The 21,945-nt window shown below is 62.2% G+C and carries 26 protein-coding genes; 13 read left to right on the forward strand and 13 right to left on the reverse strand.

Translation table 11 applies throughout. The features are described from left to right. Position 1: 1 nt before the first annotated feature. Positions 2-490 (reverse strand): GFA family protein, encoded by a 489-nt coding sequence (locus F8N66_RS12175; protein ID WP_150770404.1) that lies wholly within the window; start codon positions 488-490, stop codon positions 2-4. 209 nt (positions 491-699) lie between these two features. Here F8N66_RS12175 and F8N66_RS12180 point away from each other — a divergent pair, with 209 nt between their 5' ends. The 3 genes from F8N66_RS12180 to F8N66_RS12190 all read left to right on the forward strand — a co-directional run bounded on the left by F8N66_RS12180 (position 700) and on the right by F8N66_RS12190 (position 3,909). Beyond that, the gene (locus F8N66_RS12180) at positions 700-1,584 is read left to right on the forward strand and encodes a LysR substrate-binding domain-containing protein (protein WP_150770405.1); all 885 of its coding nucleotides are present in this window, start codon (positions 700-702) and stop codon (positions 1,582-1,584) included. A gap of 100 nt (positions 1,585-1,684) precedes the next feature. Next, positions 1,685-2,809: an agmatine deiminase gene (aguA, locus tag F8N66_RS12185; protein WP_150770406.1), complete on the forward strand. Its 1,125-nt coding sequence runs from the start codon at positions 1,685-1,687 to the stop codon at positions 2,807-2,809. A 2-nt stretch (positions 2,810-2,811) separates the two neighbouring features. After that, entirely contained in the window at positions 2,812-3,909 is a 1,098-nt protein-coding gene (locus F8N66_RS12190) for an extracellular solute-binding protein (protein ID WP_150770407.1), read from the forward strand. A gap of 14 nt (positions 3,910-3,923) precedes the next feature. Here F8N66_RS12190 and F8N66_RS12195 read toward each other — a convergent pair whose 3' ends face one another. The 4 genes from F8N66_RS12195 to F8N66_RS12210 all read right to left on the reverse strand — a co-directional run bounded on the left by F8N66_RS12195 (position 3,924) and on the right by F8N66_RS12210 (position 6,538). Beyond that, positions 3,924-4,382, reverse strand: coding sequence for a MarR family winged helix-turn-helix transcriptional regulator (locus tag F8N66_RS12195; protein ID WP_150770408.1), 459 nt, complete (start codon positions 4,380-4,382; stop codon positions 3,924-3,926). Positions 4,383-4,532: 150 nt separating this feature from the next. Continuing rightward, positions 4,533-4,985 carry an Ohr family peroxiredoxin gene (locus F8N66_RS12200; protein WP_150770409.1) on the reverse strand — a complete coding sequence of 151 codons (453 nt, stop codon included), beginning with the start codon at positions 4,983-4,985 and terminating at the stop codon, positions 4,533-4,535. A gap of 58 nt (positions 4,986-5,043) precedes the next feature. Further along, positions 5,044-5,496 carry an Ohr family peroxiredoxin gene (locus F8N66_RS12205; protein WP_150770410.1) on the reverse strand — a complete coding sequence of 151 codons (453 nt, stop codon included), beginning with the start codon at positions 5,494-5,496 and terminating at the stop codon, positions 5,044-5,046. Positions 5,497-5,626: 130 nt separating this feature from the next. Continuing rightward, positions 5,627-6,538: a LysR family transcriptional regulator gene (locus tag F8N66_RS12210; RefSeq protein WP_150770411.1), complete on the reverse strand. Its 912-nt coding sequence runs from the start codon at positions 6,536-6,538 to the stop codon at positions 5,627-5,629. A 100-nt stretch (positions 6,539-6,638) separates the two neighbouring features. On the opposite strand from F8N66_RS12210, the gene F8N66_RS12215 reads away from it, so the two are divergent. Next, positions 6,639-7,388, forward strand: coding sequence for an SDR family oxidoreductase (locus tag F8N66_RS12215; RefSeq protein WP_150770412.1), 750 nt, complete (start codon positions 6,639-6,641; stop codon positions 7,386-7,388). Positions 7,389-7,732: 344 nt separating this feature from the next. Here F8N66_RS12215 and F8N66_RS12220 read toward each other — a convergent pair whose 3' ends face one another. Genes F8N66_RS12220 through F8N66_RS12230 form a run of 3 tightly spaced genes read right to left on the reverse strand, consistent with a single transcriptional unit; the run spans position 7,733 to position 9,016 of the window. Further along, entirely contained in the window at positions 7,733-8,011 is a 279-nt protein-coding gene (locus F8N66_RS12220; RefSeq protein ID WP_150770413.1) for a Rho-binding antiterminator, read from the reverse strand. 4 nt (positions 8,012-8,015) lie between these two features. Beyond that, positions 8,016-8,276, reverse strand: a complete 261-nt coding sequence (locus F8N66_RS12225) for a DUF2024 family protein (protein ID WP_150770414.1) — start codon at positions 8,274-8,276, stop codon at positions 8,016-8,018. Then, positions 8,276-9,016, reverse strand: a complete 741-nt coding sequence (locus F8N66_RS12230) for a hypothetical protein (protein ID WP_150770415.1) — start codon at positions 9,014-9,016, stop codon at positions 8,276-8,278. Before F8N66_RS12230 ends, F8N66_RS12225 begins: the two co-directional genes overlap by 1 nt. Positions 9,017-9,149: 133 nt before the next feature. Between F8N66_RS12230 and F8N66_RS12235 the strand changes: the two genes are divergently transcribed. The 3 genes from F8N66_RS12235 to F8N66_RS12245 all read left to right on the forward strand — a co-directional run bounded on the left by F8N66_RS12235 (position 9,150) and on the right by F8N66_RS12245 (position 11,668). Then, positions 9,150-9,704, forward strand: a complete 555-nt coding sequence (locus F8N66_RS12235) for a MarR family winged helix-turn-helix transcriptional regulator (RefSeq protein WP_150770416.1) — start codon at positions 9,150-9,152, stop codon at positions 9,702-9,704. A gap of 74 nt (positions 9,705-9,778) precedes the next feature. After that, a complete protein-coding gene (locus F8N66_RS12240) occupies positions 9,779-10,999 on the forward strand; it encodes a helix-turn-helix domain-containing protein (protein WP_150770417.1) in 1,221 nt (406 codons plus the stop codon). A gap of 36 nt (positions 11,000-11,035) precedes the next feature. Beyond that, complete coding sequence (locus tag F8N66_RS12245) at positions 11,036-11,668, forward strand: glutaminyl-peptide cyclotransferase (RefSeq protein ID WP_150770418.1); 633 nt, start codon at positions 11,036-11,038, stop codon at positions 11,666-11,668. A 17-nt stretch (positions 11,669-11,685) separates the two neighbouring features. Here the strand turns inward: F8N66_RS12245 and F8N66_RS12250 are convergent, their stop codons facing one another. Further along, positions 11,686-12,087, reverse strand: coding sequence for a GFA family protein (locus F8N66_RS12250; RefSeq protein WP_150770419.1), 402 nt, complete (start codon positions 12,085-12,087; stop codon positions 11,686-11,688). 142 nt (positions 12,088-12,229) lie between these two features. On the opposite strand from F8N66_RS12250, the gene F8N66_RS12255 reads away from it, so the two are divergent. Beyond that, positions 12,230-13,147, forward strand: coding sequence for a LysR substrate-binding domain-containing protein (locus tag F8N66_RS12255; protein WP_150770420.1), 918 nt, complete (start codon positions 12,230-12,232; stop codon positions 13,145-13,147). Positions 13,148-13,238: 91 nt separating this feature from the next. Here the strand turns inward: F8N66_RS12255 and leuD are convergent, their stop codons facing one another. From leuD to F8N66_RS12275, 4 genes are all read right to left on the reverse strand, one after another. Further along, on the reverse strand, positions 13,239-13,847 hold the full coding sequence (gene leuD / locus F8N66_RS12260) for a 3-isopropylmalate dehydratase small subunit (protein WP_150770421.1): 609 nt from the start codon (positions 13,845-13,847) through the stop codon (positions 13,239-13,241). Positions 13,848-13,850: 3 nt separating this feature from the next. Beyond that, positions 13,851-15,272: a 3-isopropylmalate dehydratase large subunit gene (gene leuC, locus F8N66_RS12265; protein ID WP_150770422.1), complete on the reverse strand. Its 1,422-nt coding sequence runs from the start codon at positions 15,270-15,272 to the stop codon at positions 13,851-13,853. 119 nt (positions 15,273-15,391) lie between these two features. Continuing rightward, positions 15,392-16,315 carry an SDR family NAD(P)-dependent oxidoreductase gene (locus F8N66_RS12270; RefSeq protein WP_318195456.1) on the reverse strand — a complete coding sequence of 308 codons (924 nt, stop codon included), beginning with the start codon at positions 16,313-16,315 and terminating at the stop codon, positions 15,392-15,394. A gap of 38 nt (positions 16,316-16,353) precedes the next feature. Then, entirely contained in the window at positions 16,354-16,773 is a 420-nt protein-coding gene (locus F8N66_RS12275) for a hypothetical protein (protein WP_150770424.1), read from the reverse strand. Between the two features lie 480 nt (positions 16,774-17,253). Here F8N66_RS12275 and F8N66_RS12280 point away from each other — a divergent pair, with 480 nt between their 5' ends. The 5 genes from F8N66_RS12280 to F8N66_RS12300 all read left to right on the forward strand — a co-directional run bounded on the left by F8N66_RS12280 (position 17,254) and on the right by F8N66_RS12300 (position 21,859). Beyond that, positions 17,254-17,940, forward strand: a complete 687-nt coding sequence (locus F8N66_RS12280; protein ID WP_150770425.1) for a GntR family transcriptional regulator — start codon at positions 17,254-17,256, stop codon at positions 17,938-17,940. Positions 17,941-18,122: 182 nt separating this feature from the next. Further along, positions 18,123-18,974 carry a glycine betaine ABC transporter substrate-binding protein gene (locus tag F8N66_RS12285; RefSeq protein WP_150770426.1) on the forward strand — a complete coding sequence of 284 codons (852 nt, stop codon included), beginning with the start codon at positions 18,123-18,125 and terminating at the stop codon, positions 18,972-18,974. A gap of 73 nt (positions 18,975-19,047) precedes the next feature. Beyond that, positions 19,048-20,166 (forward strand): quaternary amine ABC transporter ATP-binding protein, encoded by a 1,119-nt coding sequence (locus F8N66_RS12290; RefSeq protein ID WP_150770427.1) that lies wholly within the window; start codon positions 19,048-19,050, stop codon positions 20,164-20,166. After that, positions 20,163-21,011: an ABC transporter permease gene (locus tag F8N66_RS12295; RefSeq protein ID WP_150770428.1), complete on the forward strand. Its 849-nt coding sequence runs from the start codon at positions 20,163-20,165 to the stop codon at positions 21,009-21,011. The genes F8N66_RS12290 and F8N66_RS12295 overlap by 4 nt, the downstream gene beginning before the upstream one ends. After that, on the forward strand, positions 21,008-21,859 hold the full coding sequence (locus tag F8N66_RS12300) for an ABC transporter permease (RefSeq protein ID WP_150770429.1): 852 nt from the start codon (positions 21,008-21,010) through the stop codon (positions 21,857-21,859). The genes F8N66_RS12295 and F8N66_RS12300 overlap by 4 nt, the downstream gene beginning before the upstream one ends. Positions 21,860-21,945 lie beyond the last annotated feature (86 nt).

Consider the following 21,945-nt stretch of genomic DNA (forward strand, 5'->3'; position numbering starts at 1 on the left):
CCTAGCGGCTCAACCCCAGGCGCTCATGCCAGTCAGCGATGGATTCCTCTGGATAGTCATCAAATTGTTTATCGCCGGGCTGGACTTCGACCTCTACCCAGGGCGCCTTGGAGTCGAGCAACAGGTGCGTGTGCTCTGGCGGCACCGGCAGCGGCGTGTCGATGGCGCAGGCAAACGGGTGAATCAGTTCGGGCCATTCAGGGCTGAACAGCCACAAACCCGAGCCGCAGACCGAGCAGAAATGCCGCTCGGCGCTGCTGCGGTGGGCGCGCTTTTCGCCTTCGCCCTTGAGCAGCGCGTGGTAGATCGCGATGTTCTTGCGCCCGCGTACTTTGAGGCTGTTGGCGTCACCGGCAAGGTTGATCGCATAGCCGCCACCGCCCTGGGTCTTGCGGCAAATCGAGCAATAGCAGCGTTGATAAGGGTAGGGGTGGGCGCTGGTCAGGCTGAACGACACCGCGCCGCAATGGCAGGAGCCTTCGAGATGCATGGGGGACCTCCGGGGGGCTGAAGTGATTCGGTTTAGCCTAGAAGACAGGAGGCGCAAGTGCCGACGCCTTCGCGAGCAAGCCCGCTCCCACCGAGGAGTGCATTGCACCTGTGGGAGCGGGCTTGCTCGCGAAGAACGATAACCCGGTGCCACTGGACGGCCACCGATGGCCGAGTCAGCATGGGCGCCTCGAAATCGGGACCCAACCCATGCGACGACTTCCCTCCCTGGCAGCCCTCAGAACCTTCGAATGCGCCGCGCGCCACGCCCATTTTGGCCGCGCGGCGGCGGAGTTGTGCGTGACCGACAGCGCGGTCAGCCACCAGATCCGCCAACTGGAGGAGCAACTGGGCGTTTCGCTGTTCATCCGCGAAGGCCGGCAGATTCGCCCGACGATCGCCGCCGGGCGCCTGATGCAAAGTTTGCAGCAGGCGTTCGAGCTGATCGGCGATGCCTGTGACGAACTGCGCGACCCGTCGTCCCTGGCGGTGTTGCGCCTGGCGGTGACCGCCGAACTGGCGCAGAAATGGCTGATGCGCCGGCTTACGGATTTCTATGCGCGCTACCCGCACATCACCTTGCACCTCTACGAGCAGCCGATCGACGCCACGGCGCCGGGAGAAGACATCGACCTGGCGATCACCTACGGCACGGGGCCGGTGGACAGCACCGCGTATTTCGTCAAGCCGTTGCCGGCCTTGCAGTTTTTCCCGGTGTGCAGCCCCGGCCTGTTCAACCAGGGCACGCTGAAAACCCCCAGGGACCTGGCGCGCCATTGCCTGCTGCACGACGATCAGGACGGCAAGACCTGGACCGCCTGGCTCACCAGCCATGCCGGCGATCAACGCCCGGAACGGCAACTGTATTTCGCCCACGCCGGGTTGGCGCTGGAAGCGGCGGCGCAAGGGCAGGGCGTGGCCATGGGCGACAATCTCACCGCCCAGGAGGACTTGCTCAGCGGTCGTCTGGTGCGGCCGTTCACCTCCAGCATGACCGCGCTGGGCCAGTACGCGCTGGTGTGCGAGCGGGTGCGACTGGAGCGTCCGGCCGTGGCGCAAATGCTCGATTGGTTCAATGATCAGCTGATCGATTGATGAGTTGAATTCAAGTGTTCCGAAATAATCATCGTTGGCGAGGAGGGCGGCCACGACCTTAGCCTGTGGTCATTCCAATCCCCGCTGATGAGGTTTGACCATGGCACGTTTGCTCGACTCCACCCCCAAACTCGACGGTTTCCGCTTGCCCGGCGAATTCGAAGCCAAGTCCGGCTGCTGGCTCGGCTGGCCGGAGCGCACCGACGTCTGGCGCAACGGCGCCAAGCCGGCGCAGAAAGTCTGGGTGCAGATCGTCACTGCGATTTCCATGAGTGAGCCGGTCACCGTGTGTGCCTCCGCCGCGCAATTCGCCACCGCGCGCCGCCAACTGCCGCCGCAGGTGCGGGTGGTGGAAATGACCTGCAACGACACCTGGTTCCGCGACAGCGGCCCGTGCTTTGTGGTCAACGACCAGAGCGGCGAAGTCCGTGGCGTCGACTTCGAATTCAACGCCTACGGCGGCCTCGACGGTGGCTTGTACTACCCGTGGGACAAGGACGACCAGATCGCCAGCAAAATTCTCGAAATCGAACGCTTCGACCGTTATCGTGCGCCGTTGATTGCCGAACTCGGCGGTATTCAGAGCGACGGCCAGGGCAGCATCCTGACCACCGAACAATGCCTGCTCAACCGTAACCGCAACCAGCATCTGGGCAAGCAGGAAGTCACCCGCCGGCTGACCGACTACCTCGGCGCCGAGCAAGTGATCTGGTTGCCACGGGGGTGCAAGTTCGACGAAACCGATGGCCACGTCGACGATCTCGCCTGCTTCGTGCGCCCCGGCGAAGTGGTGCTGCAATGGACCGACAACCGCGATGACCCGCAGTGGGAAATCTACCAGGAGGCCTACGACATCCTGCGCAGTACCCGCGACAGCCGGGGTCGCGAGCTGATCGTGCACAAGCTGCCGCAACCGGATGTGCTGGAGTGGACCGCCGAGGAGGCCGAAGGCCTGGATCAGCAGGACAGCACCCACACCCGTCAGGCGGGGACGAAAATCTGCGCGTCGTACATCAACTACTACGCCGGCAACACCTCGATCGTGGTGCCGCTGTTCGGCGACCGCAATGATCAGGTGGCCCTGGCGACCCTGGCCGAACTCTTCCCCCGGCACAAGATCGTCGGTATCGAAAACTCCCGGGAAATCCTCCTCGGCGGTGGCAACGTCGCGTGCATCACCATGCCGCAGTACGCCGGCACGGCCTCTCAACAACAAGGAGTGTGACCGTGAGCCTGCACAAACTGACTCAAGCAATGCTGCTGGTGCTTGCACCCCTGTGTGTGCAGGCCGCCGACACCGCCCAACCTGTGGTCAACCTGTATATCTGGGGCGAGTACCTGGCCCCGGATACCTTGAAGAATTTCGAGAAAAAAACCGGTATTCAGGTGGTGGCCGACCACTTCGACTCCCTGGAAACCGTCGAGACCAAGCTGCTGACCGGCCGCAGCGGTTATGACCTGGTGCTGACGGCGGGGCAGCATTTGTCCCGGGCCATCGAAAGCGGCGCGCTGCAGACCGTGGACAAGCAGCAGCTACCGCACTTTGCCGGCGTCGGCGAGGAATTCCGCCAGCACATGGCGGTGTTCGATCCGGGCAATCGTTATGCCGGGATCTACGCGTGGGGCACCACGGGTGTGGGGTTTCAGGACGAGGCGGTGAAGCAGCGCCTGCCGGACGCGCCCACGGACAGTTGGGCGATGCTGTTCGATCCGGCCGTGGTGTCGAAGTTTGCCGATTGCGGGGTCAGCCTGCTCAACGACCCCAATGAGGTGTTCGCCGCCGTCATGAAATACATGGGGCTGGACATCAACCGCCAGAGCCTCGATGACCTCAAGCTCGCCGAACAGCAACTGGCGAAGATCCGCCCCTACATCCGCTACTTCGACAACGACCTGAACATCAGCGACCTGGCCAACGGCAACACCTGCGTGGCGATGTCCTGGAACGGTAACGTGGCCATCGCCGCGGGCCAGGCGACAGCCGCGAACAAACCGTACAGGCTGGAATACCGGATACCCAAAGAGGGCACACTGATCTGGTTCGATGCCATGGTCATCCCCAGGGACGCGCCGCATCCCCAGGCGGCCCTGGCATTGATGGACTACCTGATGACACCGGACGTGATCGCACCCATCACCGACACCATTCACTACGCCAACGCGATTACCGCCGCCGACCCGTTGATCGACCCGGCGATTCGCGATGATCCGGGCACCTATCCCTCGGCGCAGGTGCGTGCATCGCTCTACAGCAAGAATGACAACGGCAAGGCGTTCAACAGGGCATTGATTCGGGCGTTCAGTCGTTTGAAATCGGGGTTGTGACCGGCGTTCAGCGCTTACTTATCCGCATTCGTCGTGCGGATAAGGTTGTTGCGCAACGCCACGACCGCCTTCTGCATGGCCACGAAATCATCGGGATCGAGGCCGGTCTGCGGGAAGCCGTCTTCCGTCAGGCCTTCGCGCAAGGTGCGACCTTCCTGGGTCAGGCTGATCCGCACCTGGCGTTCATCTTCCGGGTCACGCCGGCGCAGCAGATAGCCCATCGCCTCAAGTTTTTTCAGGATGGGCGTCAGGGTGTTGGATTCAAGAAACAGCTTTTCACCCAGGCTGCCAACGGTCTGGTTGTCTTCCTCCCAGAGCGCTACCAGGGTGATGTATTGCGTGTAGGTCAGGCCGAGCCGTTCGAGCATCGGTTTGTAGGCCTTGCCGAAGGCCAGGTTGGTGGAATAGACGGCAAAGCACAGGAAGTCGGAGAGCTTGAGGTCCAGCGCGGATGGCTTGTCAGTGCGTTTCATGGGCGTTCTCTATGGCCGGTCTTGACAGGCTGAAACTATACGTCGGATGCGATGGTGTCGGAAGTGCTCGAATCCGTTGTTTAACCCAGGCGATGCAGAGGCCGACGGCCGGTTCACAGGAGCTTTCTGGTAAACCGGCCGAGGGGAAGGTTACGCGGTGACAACGTTCAGGGTGACGTCGATGTTGCCTCGGGTTGCCTTGGAATACGGGCAGATGGTGTGCGCGATGTGGGCCATTTCGGTCGCGATGTCCTGTGCCAGGCCCGGGGCGCGCAGGGTCAGGCGCGCCTGGAGGAAGTACTCCGCACCGGTCTGGCCCAGATCGACCTCGATATCGACCGCCACATCTGCCGGCAGGGTCACCTTCAACTGTTGGGCCGCCAGGCCTACCGCTGCGATGTAGCAGGCCGACCAGGCGCCGGCAAACAGTTGCTCGGCCTTGGGGTGCGGCTGGACGCCGCTGAACACGTGTGCCGGGGTGGCGCTGCCCGGCGACGACAGTTCGATGTCGAGGCTGCCATTGTGGCCGCGCGAGGTATTGCCGGCGCTGCTGCGGGTGGTGTGGGTCTTGCCGCTGGCCAGTACTTTTTCGATCTTGCTCATGATGTTTTCCTCAGGTTTTCAGTTGTGATTCGTATGCGCTAACATCGCATGCGATGTATCAGGCCGTAATAACACTCAGGGCAACGTCGATATTTCCGCGTGTTGCTTTTGAGTAAGGGCAGATGGAGTCGGCGATGTGCGCCAGTTCGGTCGCCACATCCTGCGCCAGTCCAGGTACTCGCAGGGTCAATCGGGCCTGAAGGAAGTAGGCCGGACCGGTCTGGCCCAGGTCGATCTCGATGTCGACGGCCAGGTCCGAAGGCAACACGATGTTGCGTTCCTGGGCCACCAGACCGACGGCGGCGGTGTAGCAGGCCGACCAGGCGCCGGCGAACAGTTGCTCGGCTTTCGGGTGGGGCTGGGTGGCGGTGAACACGTGGGACGGCTGGGCGGAACCGGGCGACGACAGTTCGATATCGAGGTTGCCATTGTGGCCACGGGAGGTGATGCCGGCGCTGTTCAGGGTAGTGTGGGTTTTTCCGGTGGCCAGCACTTTTTCGATCTTGCTCATGGGGGAATCCTCGGGGTTGCAGTTTGTTTGATTTAGTGTCGTGTGCGTTTAGATCGCATCCGATGGAAATGATCTTCACGCAGAAGCTCGTTGGCGTCAAGGGGTATTTTTGGGGTTGGGCGACAAGTGGTCAGGAGGCGCCGTCTTGTTCAGGGCTCAACCCCAGCAACGCCTGCTGCACAAAATCGGCAAACAGCTTGATTCGAATGGGCGTCAGCGCGCCAAACGCATGCAGCGAATGAATGGCCTGCGATGGCAGCGGCTGTTCGGGCAGCAGCTGCACCAGGGCGCCGGAATCCAGGTCCTGTTGCACCGTGCATTTCATCAGGTAGGCGATGCCCATGCCGTCGAGCGCGGCGGCGCGCAGGCCGAAGCCCGAGTCCAGGCCGATGCGGCCGCGCGGAATCAGGGTTTCGCCGTTGGCGAAGACGATGGGCAGGGTCCGGCCGTTCAACTGGTAGCGCACGAAAGGCAGTGCGCGCAGTGCCTCGATGGAGGTGGGGCGGGGCCCCTGGCCGAGGAACGCCGGGGAGGCGACCAGCGCCATGTCGAGCCGGGCGAGGGTGCGGCTTTTGAGGTCGCTGTCGGCGAGGGTGCCGACCCGGAAAATCACGTCGTAGCCTTCGCGGATCACTTCCACATGGTGATCGAGCAGGGTCAGGTCCAGTTCCACGTCCGGGTGTTCGGCGAGGAACTCGGAATGAATCCGCGGCATCAGCAATCGCCCGAGTTCGCTGGGCATGCTCACCCGCAGGTGACCACGCGCGCCGCCGGTATGGCGCAGGGCGTCGGCGGAGTCATCAATGGCTTGCAACAGGGGCGCGACCCGCTCGAAAAATGCCTGGCCCTCGGGCGTGAGGCTGAGCCTGCGCGTGGAGCGGCGGAACAGCTTGGCATTGAGTTCCGCCTCCAGCCGGGCGATGCCTTTGGAGATGGCCGAGGGCGTGGTCCCGGCATTGCGCGCGGCGGCGCTGAACGAGCCGGCTTCTACCGCGCGGACAAAGGCGATCAGGCTGGCCGACTGGTGCAACAGGCTTGACATCTTGTGACTCCGCAGCACAACAGATGTGCCGTTTGCTGGACTGGTTGGCGGGGATGCGCGCGACATAATACTGCGCTCCATCCACAAGCGGAGTCAGCAGATGCAACGTCTAAAAGGAAAGGTCGCAGTGATCACCGGCGGCAACAGCGGCATTGGCCTGGCCTCGGCGTGCCTGTTCGCCCAAGAGGGCGCGCAAGTGATTGTCACGGCCCGTCGGCAAGCGGTGCTGGACGACGCCGTGCGCCACATCGGCCACGGCGCCATTGGCATCGAGGGCGATGTCGCGAGCCTGGAGCATCACGCCGCAGTCGCCGAACAAGTCCGCGAGCGCTTCGGCGGGCTGGATATCTACATGGCCAACGCCGGGGTTATCACCCTGACGCCTTCGCAGCAGGTCACGCCCGAGGCATTCGACGCGCAATTCAGCATCAATACCCGGGGCGTGTTCTTCGGTGTGCAGGCGATCGAGCCGTTGCTGCGCGACGCCGGCAGCATCATTTTGACCAGCTCCCTGGCCGCGACCAAAGTCCTCGACGGGCATGCGGTGTACGCCGGGTCCAAGGCAGCCATCGCCGCGTTTGCGCGGCACTGGGCGCTGGAACTGCGAACGCGGCGGATACGCGTCAATGTGCTGAGCCCCGGCCCGGTCGATACGGCAATCATTGGCAAGCTCGGTGTTTCAGAGGAACAGCGGCCCGGTTTCGTGCAGATGATGGCGGACATGATTCCCGCCGGCCGCCTGGGCGCGGTCGAAGAGCTGGCGCAAGCGGCGCTGTACCTGGCGTCCAGCGACAGTTCGTTCGTCAACGGCATCGAGTTGCACGTGGACGGCGGCATGTCGCTGGTCTGAACCCTCTCCTGTAGGAGCTGCCGAAGGCTGCGATCTCTTGATCTTGCTTCTGAAATCAAAAGATCGCAGCCTCGTTTCACTCGTCAGCTCCTACAGGGGGGCGGACGTCAGAAGGTGCAGGCGGCTTCTGTAGGAGCTGCCGAAGGCTGCGATCTCTTGATCTTGCTTCTGAAATCAAAAGATCGCAGCCTCGTTTCACTCGTCAGCTCCTACAGGGGGGCGGACGTCAGAAGGTGCAGGCGGTTTCTGTAGGAGCTGCCGAAGGCTGCGATCTTTTGATCTTGCTTCTGAAATCAAAGATCGCAGCCTCGTTTCACTCGTCAGCTCCTACAGGGGCGCGGACGTCAGAAGGTGCAGGCGGCTTCGGAAAACAGTACCCGCCCGAACTGCGCGTTGGCGTCCAGTGGCGTGATGGCTAGCAGGTGGTCCAGGCGGATCTCCTGCTGGCCGTCCGCCGTTTCCAGGCAAAGGAATTCTTCCTTGCTGCTGGCGGTCCGGGTGGTCAGCGCCCTGGCCTGCAAACGGCCGCCATCCTTCAATTCCACGTCCAGTCGATAACCGCGCAGGCAGGCGATCTCCAGATAGTCATGCAGGTCGCAATTCAAGGGCTGATAGGTGTGCATGTCGTTACTCCCGGCAACCTTGCAGTTTGAGGATGAAATAGCCCTGTTGGCTGATCGCTGCGGCCACTTGCGGGTTGGACGGTTCGACGTGGCAGAACTGGCAGCGGTCCTGGGCGATATCTTCGTCCTGCACGCCTTGTTCATCAAGGAAGCGGCGTGCATAGGTTTTCGCCAGATCGGGATCGTTCTGCTCGATCAACACATCGAAGTGCAGGTAGCGGCCGTCTTTGGTGCGCACGTGGGTATCGAAGACCTTGATGCTCATCATTGGCGCTCCTTGAGTTTCCAGGTGCCCGGCAACGACAGGTCGCCGGAGGCAATGTCATAGACGCTGCTGACGCACAGCAGCGGGTTGTGCAGGTCGGCGTTGACCTTCAGTGCCGCGGTGACGCCGTCGTAGTTGAAACTTTCCGGGAAGCCCACAGCCGCCAGCGGCACTCGGATTTGCGCGGTGTTTTTCTCCACGCCCAGGTCGTAGCCGGGGGAGTCGATGTAGATCGGCGCGCCCGGCCAGGTGGCCGGCAATTTCGGCTTGGCATCCTTGGGAATGTCACGGACTTTCAAACCGCCAGGGCCGCAGCTGTCGTCCTTGCTCAGCACCACCCAATGGGAGTGCCAGAGACCGCCGTCGTTGTCTTTCTTGCCGTCCTTGTTTTCGTCCAGTTGCGGGGTGTCATCGAAATCCGGGTGCGAGGTCAGGGCCAGGGCGAGGATGCCGGACTGGGCTTCAAAGCCGACGGCGGCGCTGTCCAGACTGGTCGGCCAGACATAGCTGTACACCTCGGCACCGGCGAATGAACCCTTGGCGGCCGGCACGCGGCTGCCGGCCTTGCCATCCACCCGTTGCTCGAACACCAGGTCGTTGCCGTCCTTGAACACCCGGGTGTTGACCAGATCGAACGCGGCGTCGGCCTTGCCTTTGTCGCTGTGAATGCCTTGTGAGTCATGGGCCCAGGCGTGTGAAGCGAGCAGGGCGCCGAGGCTGAGTGCCAGTGCGGTTTTCATGGGTGCCTCCCTTACAGAATGGATGGAATTACTGTTTCGAATCGACACCATAAAGCCTACGGTAAGCCGGCCTTTTGTCAATAAGGTTTTTATCCGATACTATTTATCAAGGTTATTGATCAGGAATTGCCCCGTGTTATTTGATCTGCTGGAAAGGTTGTCGAGCCTGACGCGCGTCTGGTTTCGCGAGCACCCGCTGCTGACGGACCTGCAGCCGATTCAGCTCAGCGCCTTGATGTACCTGGGCCGCTGCAATCGCTACTCCGACACACCGCTGGCGGTGACCGAGTACCTGGGGTTGACCAAGGGCACGGTGTCGCAATCGCTCAAGGCCCTGGAGGGCAAAGGGCTGCTGGTCAAAAGACCGGATGCCCGGGACAAACGCAGCGTGCACCTGGTGCTGACCGAACCGGCCCAGGCGCTGCTGGACGCCGTGACGCCACCGGATTTCCTGGTGGCCGCTGCCCGACGCATGGGGGCCGACGCAGTGGCGCTGGAAGGTTTGCTGCTGGATTTGCTGCGCAACATTCAACGCGGGGAAGACGTGCCAGGTTTCGGATTGTGCCGGACCTGCCGTTTTCACCAGGCCGTGGCGGGCGGGGCGTTTTGCGGGTTGACCCAGGAGCCGCTGGAACCACGGGAAATCGAGCTGATCTGTCGCGAGCATGAGGTTCCGGACCCGGCGTGAGCACGGGCACAGCAACGCTGAGATAGACTCACAATCACTACCCGACCCTGGAGCCCCCCCATGGCAGGCCTGCAATGGACTCGCTGATCAACGCCGCCGCACAGGCCCTGGCGGCCGGTGATCCGCTCGGCGCGCTGGACCGGGTCGCGTTGCGCGAGGACGCACCGGCCCTGGCCCTGCGCGGGATCGCCATGGCGCAACTGGGTGACCTGGTGCGGGCCAGGGCGCTGGTGCGCCGGGCAGCGCGGGCGTTCGGGCCGAAAGAACCGCTCGCCCGGGCACGCTGCATCGTCGCCGAAGCCGAGATCGCACTGGCGACCCGCGACCTCGGCTGGCCAGTCAAAACACTCGACGCGGCGCGAATCACCTTGCAGGCGCATGGCGACTGGGTCAACGCGGCCCATGCGCGGTATCTGGAGATCCGCCGCCTGCTGCTGATCGGGCAACTTGAGGAGGCCCAGGAAACACTCGCCCGGCTTGACCCGGCCATCCTGCCACCGCCCCTGCGGGCCACCCATGAACTGGTGGCGGCCGGGATCGCCATGCGCCAGCTGCATTCACACACGGCGCGCGAGGCCCTCGCCAGGGCCGGAATCGCCGCCGGGCAGGCCGCCATTCCTGCGCTGATGGCGGAAGTCGAGAGTGCCGTGCGGACCCTCGACAGTCCCGCCGCCCGCTTATTGTCCCAGGGTAAGGAGCGAACCGTGCGGCTCGACGAGGTCGAAGCCTTGCTCGCGTCGACGTCGCTGGTGGTGGACGCCTGCCGATACGTCGTGCGTGGCGCGGGCATGTCGGTCTCTTTAGCGACGCGACCGATCCTGTTCACCCTCGTACGCGCGCTGGCCGAAGCCTGGCCGGGCGACGTGCCTCGGGACATCCTCATCGCCCGGGCCTTTCGCTTGAAACTCAGTGATGAATCTCACCGCGCGCGCTTGCGTGTGGAAATCGGCCGGCTGCGCGCGGCGCTCAAACCTTTGGTCGGCGTGATCGCAACCCGGCGCGGCTTTGCACTGACCTCGCCGGAGTCAGCCGACGTCGTGCTGCTCACACCCCCGGTCGAGGAGAAACACGCGGCGGTGTTCGCCTTGCTCAGCGACGGTGAAGCCTGGTCGAGTTCGGCGCTGGCCCTGGCGTTGGGGAGCAGCCAGCGCAGCGTGCAACGCGCCCTCGATGCGCTGGCCGCAAACGGCAAGGTGCAGTCTTTCGGGCAGGGACGGGCACGGCGCTGGCTGACCCCGCCGGTGCCTGGTTTCGCGACGACCTTGTTACTCCCGGTGCCGCTGCCCGGTGGCTAGGATGAACGCCTCCAACCCCTTTCGAGGAACACCCGCATGAAACAGTCAGCCGCTGAAATTCTTCGTGAATATGGCCCTTTTGAGGGGGTCGATTCTGTGCACGGCCTCACCTGGGACGGTCAGCAGGTGTGGTTCGCCACCACCCACAAGCTGCACGTCCTGGACCCTGACAGCGGCCGTTTGGTGCGCTCGATCGATGTCGCCGGCCACGCCGGCACCGCCTTCGATGGCAAGCATCTGTTCCAGATCGCAGAGGACCGTATCCAGAAAGTCGACCCGCAAACCGGCCAGGTGCTCACCACGATCCCGGCCCCCGGTGGTGGCAACGATTCCGGGCTGACCTGGGCCGAAGGTTCGCTGTGGGTGGGCCAGTACCGCGAGCGCAAGATCCATCAGATCGATCCCGACAGCGGGGCGATCCTGCGCACCCTCGAATCCAACCGTTTCGTCACCGGCGTGACCTGGGTCGAGGGCGCGCTGTGGCATGGCACCTGGGAAGGCGAGGAGAGCGAGTTGCGCCGCGTCGATTCGCAAACCGGCGAGGTGCTGGAGAGCCTGAAGTTGCCCGCCGGCATCCATGTGTCGGGGCTTGAGTCCGATGGCGGCGAGCGGTTTTTCTGTGGCGGTGGTGGCAGCGGCAGGGTGAGGGCGGTTCGCCGGCCCGCGTGATGCGCCTGCTTCGTGGCTCAACGCGTTTGTGGATGCCCGTCGGCTATCTCATACCAGCTGGCCTTCGAAGCGACGCAACCGTGTTTTTGTGGGCGAACCGGGAACGGCGTATCCAGCGTCGCGATGGCAATCGATACCCACTGTGAAAACGCACCCTTTGAATCCGACCAGAACAGCGAAGAGCCGCAGTGGGAACAGAACTGGCGCATCACGCCCTCGGACGATGCATAGCCCTTGAGCAGCGGTGCGCCCGTCACGATGGAAAGGGCCGACGCGGGTGCGCTCGCGTAAGTCGCGAAGGCCGCGCCATGGGCTTTTTGGCACCGGGTGCAATGGCAGTGGGTAACGGCCTTCAGCGCGGTCGACACGCTGTAACTGACCGCGCCGCAAAGGCAGCTGCCGTGGTGAAGTTCATCCATGTTGAGTGGTTCCTGAAATGGGCCGCGCTACTGTAACGGGCTTGTACGCCGCTGGCGAAAAAAGGCGCTGCAAAAAAGGGTGCTCTGCGGCGAGATGATATCCTTCGCAAATATCGTGATAAACAGCGGATGTATGAGGCGCATGAACACGAATCGTGATCAATTTCCCTTGCCTGAAGACCTCAAGGTGTTTCTGACCGTGGTGCGCAAAAATGGCTTCGCCAGCGCCGCTGAAGAGCTGGGCTACTCGCCGGCCTACATCAGCAAGCGCATTTGCGTGCTGGAAACCACCCTGTCGACACGCCTGTTGCACCGCACCACCCGACGGATCGCATTGACCGATGACGGTGAGCGTGTGCGGGTGTGGGCCGAGAAGCTGTTGGGCGATTTCGACGATTTTGTCGGCGAAATTTCCGAAGCGCGGCAGCAGCCGATGGGCTCGCTGCACATCTGCAGCAGCTTTGGTTTCGGGCGCAATCATGTGGCGCCAGCGATCTGCAAACTGTCGCAGACCTATCCGAAACTGGAGATTCGCCTGGACGTGTTCGACCGCGTGGTCGACATCGTCGGCGAGGGCTTCGACCTGGAGATTCGTGTGGGCGATGACCTGCCGGGGCAGCACCTGGGGCGCAAGCTGGTGAGCAATCGACGGGTGCTGTGTGCGACGCCGCAGTACCTGGAGCGCCGAGGCACGCCGCACTCGCTGGATGACCTCAAGCAGCATGATTGCCTGGTGCTCAAGGAGCGCAACAATGCCTTCGGCGTGTGGAACCTGACGCGGGATGGGCAAGAGGCGTCGGTGCGCGTCAGCGGACCGTTGTCGTCCAACAGCGGCGAGATTGTCCTGGAATGGGCGTTGAGCGGAGGCGGGATTTTGTTGCGCTCGATGTGGGACGTCAAACCGCTGCTGGAACAGGGGCGACTGGTGCAAGTGCTGCACGACTACACCCAGAGCGCCAATGTCTGGGCGGTCTATCCCACCCGGCTCAGCCAGTCGGCGAAGTTGCGGGTGTGTGTCGAGTTCCTGGAAGAGTACTTCCGCGATTTATCCGTTGAATGAAGAGCCCTCTGTAGGAGCTGCCGCAGGCTGCGATCTTTTGCTGTCAAGAAACAACGTCAATAGATCGCAGCCTGCGGGAGCTCCTGCCCCGTCAGGCCAACCAGGGATTTTCTGCCAGGTGCCGAGCTTCAAAGCTGCGAATTTGCTCGGCCCGCTGCAGCGTCGTGCCGATCGCATCCAGGCCCAATAGCAATGACTGTTTACGCAGCTGATCGATCTCGAACGGGATCACGCTGCCGTCCGCCAATTCGATGCTTTGCTCGGGCAGATTGACGCTGATCCGGGCCGTCTCGGCCACGCTGATCACCCCGGCAATCCGCTTCAGTTGGGCGTCGTCCAGCTCAATCGCCAGCACCCCGTTGCGCTGGCAATTGTCATAGAAAATCCCGGCGAAGCGGGTGCCGATCAAGGCCCGGATGCCCACTTGCTTCAAGCCCCACACCGCGTGTTCGCGACTGGAACCGCAGCCAAAATTGGTGCCGACGACGAGGAACGCGGCCTCGTTCCAGGCGGGTTGGTTGAGGATGAACGCAGGGTTGGGTTCGCCTGATGGCAGAAAGCGCAGATCGAAGAACACTCCCCGATCCAGCCCCTGGCGATCGATGCCCTTGAGGAACTGCTTGGGCATGATCACGTCGGTATCGATGTTGCCGGCCAGCAGGGGGGCGGCACTGCCGCTGACGGTTGCGAAAGGTTGCATGGTTCAAGCCTCCAGAGCGAACGAGCGGACGTCGGTCAAGTGCCCGGTGATCGCGGCGGCCGCGACCATCGCCGGGCTCATCAGGTGGGTGCGCGCACCAGCGCCCTGGCGACCTTCAAAGTTGCGGTTGGTACTGGATGCGCAGCGGTCGCCGGGCGCGAGCACATCGTCATTCATGGCCAGGCACATCGAGCAGCCCGATTGGCGCCATTCGAAACCGGCATCGAGAAAAATCTGCGCCAGCCCTTCGTCTTCCGCCTGGCGCCGGACCAGCGTCGAGCCGGGAACGATCATCGCCCGTACATGGGCGGCCACGCGCTTGCCGCGCACGACGCGGGCGACGTCACGCAAATCCTCGATGCGCGCGTTGGTGCAGGAACCGATGAACGCGTGGCTGATCACCACCTCGCTCAACGGCATGCCCGGCGCCAGGCCCATGTAGTCGAGGGCGCGCTGCATGCCCTGGCGCAGGATCAGGTCGGGTTGGCTGGCGGGGTCGGGCACATGGCTGCCGACCGGCGCGGCCTGGTCGGGGCTGGTGCCCCAGGTGACCATAGGCTCCAGCGTGCTGACGTCGAGGACCACTTCGCGGTCGAAGAGGGCGCCGGCATCGCTGTGAAGGGTTCGCCAGCTGGCGACGGCCTGTTCCCACAACTCGCCCCGGGGGGCCCGCGGCTTACTCTGCAGATAGGCAAACACCTTGTCGTCCGGCGCCATGAACGCACCCCGGGCCCCAGCCTCCACGGCCATGTTGCAAATGGTCATGCGGGCCTCGACGCTGAGTGCGGTAATCGCCGGGCCGGCAAACTCGATCGCATAGCCGGTGGCCCCCGAGGCACCGATTGTCTCGATCAGGGCCATGATGATGTCCTTGGAGGTCAAGCCGGCGCCGAGCAGGCCGTTGACCGTTACGCGCAGGGTCTTGAGGCGCTTGTAGACCAGGGTTTGCGACGCCAGCAGGTGCTCGATTTCAGAGGTGCCGATACCGAAGCCGAAAGCACCCAGGGCACCGTAGGTGGTGGTGTGGCTGTCGCCGGCGGCGACCACCATGCCCGGCAGGATAAAGCCCTGCTCGGGCGCGACCACGTGTTCGATCCCCTGGCGTTCATCCAGGACGTCGAACAGCTCGATCCCGAAATCACGGCAGTTTTCTGCGAAGTACGACACCTGGCGGGCACCCCCGGCATCCGGCATCGTCGCGATGCGTGTCGCCGCCGTCGGGTTGACGTGGTCGACCACCGCCAGTGTCGCGCCCGGACGCCAGGCCTGGCGTCCCGATTCGCGCAGGCCGCTGAAGGCCTGGGGGCTGGTGTACTCGTTGGCGACCTGGCGATCGATGTACAACAACACATGGCCCTGGTCGTCGAGTTCGCAGAGGGTGTGACTGTCGATGTGCTTGTGGTAGAGCGTTCTTGGGCGGGGCATGGCGTGGGCTCTTGTTTGACTTGGGCGGGATCAACGTACGAACAGCATATTCGTCGCGGATCCCGCATCAAGAGCCGGAAAGTGAAGGCTTTGTGCATATTTCGTGAATAATCTTGCGATCAACGAACCGCGAGTGTCGTCCGTACAGGCTCAAACCCATCCACCGCAGGAATCGCCGCAACCGGTCCGCTCGCATCGCGATCGATGGACACCGAGAACCCGTGCCAGGCGTCGGCCTCTGCCGCTCGCGCCTGTTCGGCCTGGCGAGCCAACGCGCAGGCGTCGCTGCCGAGCAGAATGTGCGGCGGCAATGTGGTCGCTTCGGCAATCCGCAGCACCGCTTGCGCCACCTTGGCCGGATCGCCGGATTCGTTGCCCCAATAGGGTTCAAGCTGCCTGATCGATGCGCCGACGGACAGTTCATAGTCACTCAACACCGGGGGAAGTGCGGCGTTGGCGCGTTTGCCCCAGTTGGTGCGCAGGGCGCCGGGCTCCAGGGCAGTCACCTTCACGCCGAAGGGCGCGACTTCCTGGGCAATGCTTTCGGTGAAACCGCCCACGGCCCACTTGGCGGCGAAGTAGGCGGCATTACCCGCCATGGCAAAGCGTCCGCCGACCGACGAAATCTGAATGATGTGGCCACTGCGCTGCCGGCGCATCAGCGGCAGTACCGCGCGGGTCAGGTTGACCACGCCGAACAGGCAGGTTTCCACCACCTGGCGAAACTCATCGGTCGGCACCTGTTCAAAGGCCCGGCCATCGCCGTAGCCGGCATTATTGACCAGCACATCGATGCGCCCGAAGACCTCGACGGCCGTTTGTACGGCGGCAATGCCTTGCGCTTCCTGGGTGACATCCAGCGTCACCGCGCGCACCCGCGTGGGATATTTGAGCAGCAGATCCGCCAGGCCTTGGGTATTGCGTGCCGTTGCCAGCACGCAGTGGCCCGCTTCAAGTGCGGCCTCGGCCATGTGGCGACCAAGACCACTGGCACTCCCTGTGATCAACCAAACCTTTGACATCCTGTTTACCTCTGAAAACATCGTGGAGCGTTGGGTGACATGAGCCGATCAAGGGGCAATCAATAGCGTTGGTACTTGGAGCCGAACTCCGCACGGTTGTCCGCCACGATCACGCCGCTGCGCCATTCGTTACCCGGGCCAACGAGGGCAACACGCTCGCGCAGTTCCTGCAGGCGGTCAGCGCCACCTTCGGCCACCCGGTTCTGAATCAGGCGATCGGAACCGCCTTCGGCCACGCGGTTTTCGATCAAGCGGTCGGAACCCCCTTCGGCCACTCGATTCCTCTGCAGGTTTTCCGAGCCGTATTCAGCGACGCGGTTTTGTTGCAGGCGCTCAGCGCCGCCTTCCACCAGCAGCGGCTGGACCTGCGTGTACGACGCCGGGCTCGGGCTGTTGGCAGAAGCGAGGTTCGACAGGCCAAGGCCGCCGACCAGTGCCAGGCCGAGTGCCAGGGAGGAGAATTTCGAGAAGGTGATCATGGGTAATGCTCCTTGCGCTTAATGTTTGAGTGGGTCAGCAGCGGCCAGTGGGTGGTCGCTGTCTGGTGTTCACAGTTAAACGCCCGGGTGTATCGAGGGTGTGTGCTTGATCGTCGTGAAACAGCGCGTTGCGTATCAATCCGCGCTCCAGATACACAGAGATACAATCCTCTCGGCATTGGCGTGCACGGCCCTCTTTCTGTCGCCCTCGGACAACCCCCTCCGCGCATTGCCCCGGTTGCGGCCCCAGGCGCCATTCAATCCGCGACAAAAAACATTCCTGTTAGCGACCAGCCCGATCCAGTCCTGCGAATCCAAGCCCCTGTTTTTCAAGGGCTTGACCCATTTTGCATGTGTGTTCTTACAGTATTTTCTGTGTATACATAAAAAATACAAAGCATTGACGGTACCTGAAAGCCGTGCGAATCTGATTTCAACAACCCGCCACACACGCTGATTTGACTGCCCTGGAGGTCTTTTGTGAAAAACGGCAAGAGCACTCTTTACGACGACCTCAAGCGTCAGATCCTGACCATGGAACTGGACCCGGACGAGGCGTTGGACGAGGTGGCAATCAGTGAGCGCTACGGTCTTTCACGGACCCCGGTGCGCGAAGTGTTCCGGCGCCTGGCCGGCGAGGGTTATATCGATATCCGGGAAAACCGGGGCGCGCGGGTGATCCCGATGAATCACTCGACGCTGCGTAACTTCTTCCTGGTGGCGCCGATGGTCTACGCGGCCATCGGTCGCCTGGCGGTGCAGAACTTCAAGGCTCATCAATTGGCCGACCTCAAGGAAACCCAGCGCCGTTTCCGTGCGGCGACGGTTTCCCGCGATGCGCTCATGATGGTGGTGGAGAACAACCGGTTCCACGCGATCATGGGTGAGATGGCCGGCAATCAGTATCTGGAACCCAGTCTTGAGCGCCTGCTGATTGACCATGCGCGCATTGGCCACACGTTTTTCCGTCCTCGCGACGACGACACGGAGCAACGCCTGGAGCTTTCCGCCGAGCATCACGATGCCTTTATTGTTGCCATCGAGAATCGCGACGAGAGCGCTGTCGTTGATCTGGTGTTTGAACATTGGGAACTTTCCCGGGAAAACATGGAAATGTTTATCGCGCCGCAAGGAATGAAAGCGGATTTACCTCTTCCTTTTAAATGATATTGATCCCGGCCCGATGAATATCAGCCGCCCGCGCGGCAAACCGCATTGAATGCCCACTCAGGCAAGAGTTGGCAAGCAATAAATGCTGAATCGGATGGTGGACTTAAAGTTTCACGCCATGGGCTTCTATTGTTTAGAGGCTGAATAAAAACAGGTTTAAAAAAAGATCGAGGAACGCCATGAACAAAATCTGGAAGGCCGTTTGCGCGGTCGTGTTGATGGGCATGTTCATACTGCCTGTTCACGCGGAAGAAAAAACCATTACCGTCGGAACATTGTCCTGGGAGGACTTGACGCCCATTACCGGTATTACCAAAAAGGTGCTTGAAGACTCCGGTTATACCGTCAAGGTCATCGAGTTCTCCGAGTGGGGCATTGCCTACGCGGCACTGACTAAAGGCGATATCCAAGTGCTGGCTTCGCAGACCCACTACGCGGCGCAGGATTACTGGAACAAGAACAAGAATCGCCTGGAAAAACTCTCGCCGGTGTCCTATGGCCTCTACCAGGCCATCGCGGTGCCCAAGTACGTCGACATCGACTCGCTCGAACAACTCAATGACAACGCCGATAAGTTTGGCGGGAAGATCATCGGTATCGAACCCGGTTCCGGCCTGATGAGCGATGCCGTCAAGGCGGTCAAGGATTACGGGATCAAGTTGCAATTGCTTGAAGGCAGTACCGCGGCCATGACCGCTGCATTGAAGTCAGCGGTGGATCGCAAGGAGTGGGTGGCGGTGACTGTCTGGGAGCCGTCCTGGATGGCGCAAAAGTTTGATCTCAAGTTCCTCAAGGATCCAAAAGGCGTATTCCCTCCGCCGCAAGGTTATTACTGGATCGGGCACAAAGGCTTCTCGGCGGAATATCCGCACGCCCGTGAAGTCATCGCCAGTGTTTATGTTCCGCTGGGCGACATCACCCAAATAAATGGCCAGGTCAAAGACGGTAAAAGCATGGAACAGGCGGTCAACGACTGGACCACCAAGAATGCTGACCTGTTGAAGCGCTGGGAAAATATTAAAAAGCCATAAGCTACACTTTCATGCCACTGCCGAGTTTTGATCAATTAGAAAAACCAGCAAAACTGGTTCAATAGGCAAACAAATGAATACGGTCAAAATAGACACTAACGAAGTACTGGTGGATTGTCAGTCAGTCTGGAAAATCTTCGGTCAGAACGCCAGCGCGGCGATGGATGCTGTGGTTCAAAAGGGACTCAGCAAAACCCAGATCCTGCAGGATTATGGCTGTGTGGTCGGGGTGTCTGACGTCAGTCTCCAGGTTCGTCGTGGAGAGATCTTTTGCATCATGGGACTGTCCGGCAGTGGCAAGTCCACCCTCATCAGGCTCCTCAACAAGTTGATCACGCCCAGTTCAGGGAAGGTGTTTGTCAAAGGTAACGACCTGGCCGCGCTGTCGCCGGCAAAACTGCGCGAGGTCAGGGCACGCAATATCGGCATGGTGTTCCAGAGTGTCGCCTTGCTGCCCAATCGCACGGTGCTGGAAAACACCGCCTTTGGCCTGGAAGTGCAGGGCGTCGGCAAAGCCGAGCGCTATCAAGTCGCAGAGCGGGCGTTGGCCAAGGTCGGCCTGACCGACTGGGCCGCGCGTTACCCCAGCGAACTGTCGGGCGGCATGCAGCAGCGGGTCGGCCTGGCCAGGGCGATTACCGCTGACCCTGAAGTGATCCTGATGGACGAACCCTTCAGTGCGCTGGACCCGCTGATCCGTCGGCAGCTGCAGGATGAGTTCCGCCAGTTGACCAAGGAACTGGGCAAGTCCGCGGTGTTCATTACCCACGACCTGGAGGAGGCGATCCGCATCGGTGATCGCATCGCGATCATGAAGGATGGCGTGATCATCCAGGTCGGCACCGCCGAGGAGATTGTCCTCAACCCGGCGGATGACTATGTGGCCGAATTCGTCGCCGGCATTTCCCGACTGCACCTGGTCAAGGCCCATTCGGTCATGACCCCGGTGGCGGCATTCCAGGCGGCCAATCCGCCCTGCGATCTTGCGCGGCTGCCCAAAGCCTCGGCCGAGGCTGACATCGACGAACTGATCGGCCTGACCACGCAGTCCAATCTGGAAGCCATCACCGTGGTGAAAAACGGCGTGGTGGTGGGCGTGATCACGCCGCGGGATCTGCTGCGCGGCGTGCAGGGCCTGCCGAATGAAGTCGCGGCAGAACACGCCGCCACCGTCCTGGAGGCGTCGACATGAGCACGCCGGATTTTTCAGCGCAGTTCGATGCGGTGGTCGACTCCGGCCTGGAGTGGCTTTCCGATAACGGCGAGTTTGTCTTCGAGACCTTCAACACCCTGCTGGAGGGCCTGTTCAAAGGCGTGCAATGGTGCCTGGCTTATCCGCCGTATTACGTCATTGCCATCATCATCGGCCTGATCGGCTGGCGCATGGTGGGTGTGCGCTTTGCCGTGCTGTCGACCCTGGCCTTGCTCGCCTGCGCCATGATCGGCCTGTGGCCGGAAACGGTAAGCACGCTGGCGCTGGTGCTCACGGCCACGGTGCTGGCCCTGGTGGTCGCGGTGCCCCTGGGTGTGTTGGCGGGGCTGGCGCCGGTGTTCGACCGCGTGGTCGATCCCTGCCTGGACCTGATTCAGACCATGCCGCCCTACATTTACCTGCTGCCGGCGATTGCGCTGCTCGGCTACGGTCCGGCCACGGCCTTGCTGGCGACCTTCATCGTCGCGGTGCCGCCGGCGTTGCGCCTGACCTCCCTGGGCATTCGCATGACGCCCAAGGAGTTCATCGAGCTGGGCGAAGCCAGCGGTGTGACCGGGTTGCAGATGTTCTTCAAGATTCGCCTGCCGTTCGCCATGCCCAGCATCATGGCCGGGGTCAACCAAAGCCTGATGATGGCGTTCGGCATGGTGGTGATCGCCGGGATTGTCGGCTCCGGCGGCCTCGGTGAATCGATCTACGGTGCCGTGCGGACGCTGGATATTGCCAAGTCGATCAATGCGGCGATTGCCATCGTGATTCTGACCATGATCCTCGATCGGCTGGCACAGAGTGCGGCGCGGTCGCGGATGGGAGACAGCCAATGAGCCTCCTTGACCTGCGTTTCTCTCCCGGCGCGTTTCTCGCCCCGGCCATCGATTGGTTGAACGCCAATCTGCATGGGCTGTTCGTGGTCATCAGCAAAGTGATCGAGACTTGCCTGGGCGGTATTGAAACCGCGTTGCTGGCGCCTTCGCCCTATGTGTCGATGGCGGTGGTGGTGGTCCTGGCGTTCATCTTCGCCAACTGGCGGGTGGCGATTTTTGCCGGGCTGATGCTGGCTTTCTGTCTGTTCTCGGGGTTGTGGGTGGCGTCGATGCAGACCATTGCCCTGGTCTCGGTGTCGGTGCTGATCTCGGTGGCGATTGCCTTTCCCCTGGGCGTGCTGGCGGCGCGGGTCAAACGGGTCGACGCGGCGTTCCTGCCGATCCTCAACGTGATGCAAACCGTGCCGCCGTGGGTGTACCTGATTCCCGCGGTGATGTTGTTCAGCCTCGGCCGCGTGCCGGCGATCATCGCCACCATCGTGTATGGCATCCCGCCGATGCTGCGGTTGACCACCCTGGCGTTCAAGCAATTGCCCAAAGACCTGCTGGAACTGGGCCAGGCGCTGGGGGCGTCGCCACGCTCGATTCTGTTCAAGATCGAGCTGCCGACCGCCGCGCCGACACTGCTGGTCGGGCTGAACCAGTGCATCCTGTTGTCCCTGGCGATGGTTGTATTGGCCGGCCTGGTCGGTGCCGGCGGGCTGGGCGCGGAGGTCACCCGTGGCCTGACCCGAATGGAAATGGGCCTGGGGCTTCGCGCGGGGCTGGCGATTGTTGCGGTGGCGTTGCTGCTCGATCGCCTGTCACGGGGCGCCTTGCAGCGTCATTCGCCACGCCGGATGGTTTGAGGAGGCGGGCATTGCGATCCCTGTGGGAGCGGGCTTGCTCGCGAAAGCGGTGGGTCAGCCAATAGAGATGTTGAATGATAAACCGC

The sequence above is a fragment of the Pseudomonas fluorescens genome, from assembly GCF_902498195.1.
GTDB lineage: Bacteria > Pseudomonadota > Gammaproteobacteria > Pseudomonadales > Pseudomonadaceae > Aquipseudomonas > Aquipseudomonas fluorescens_BU.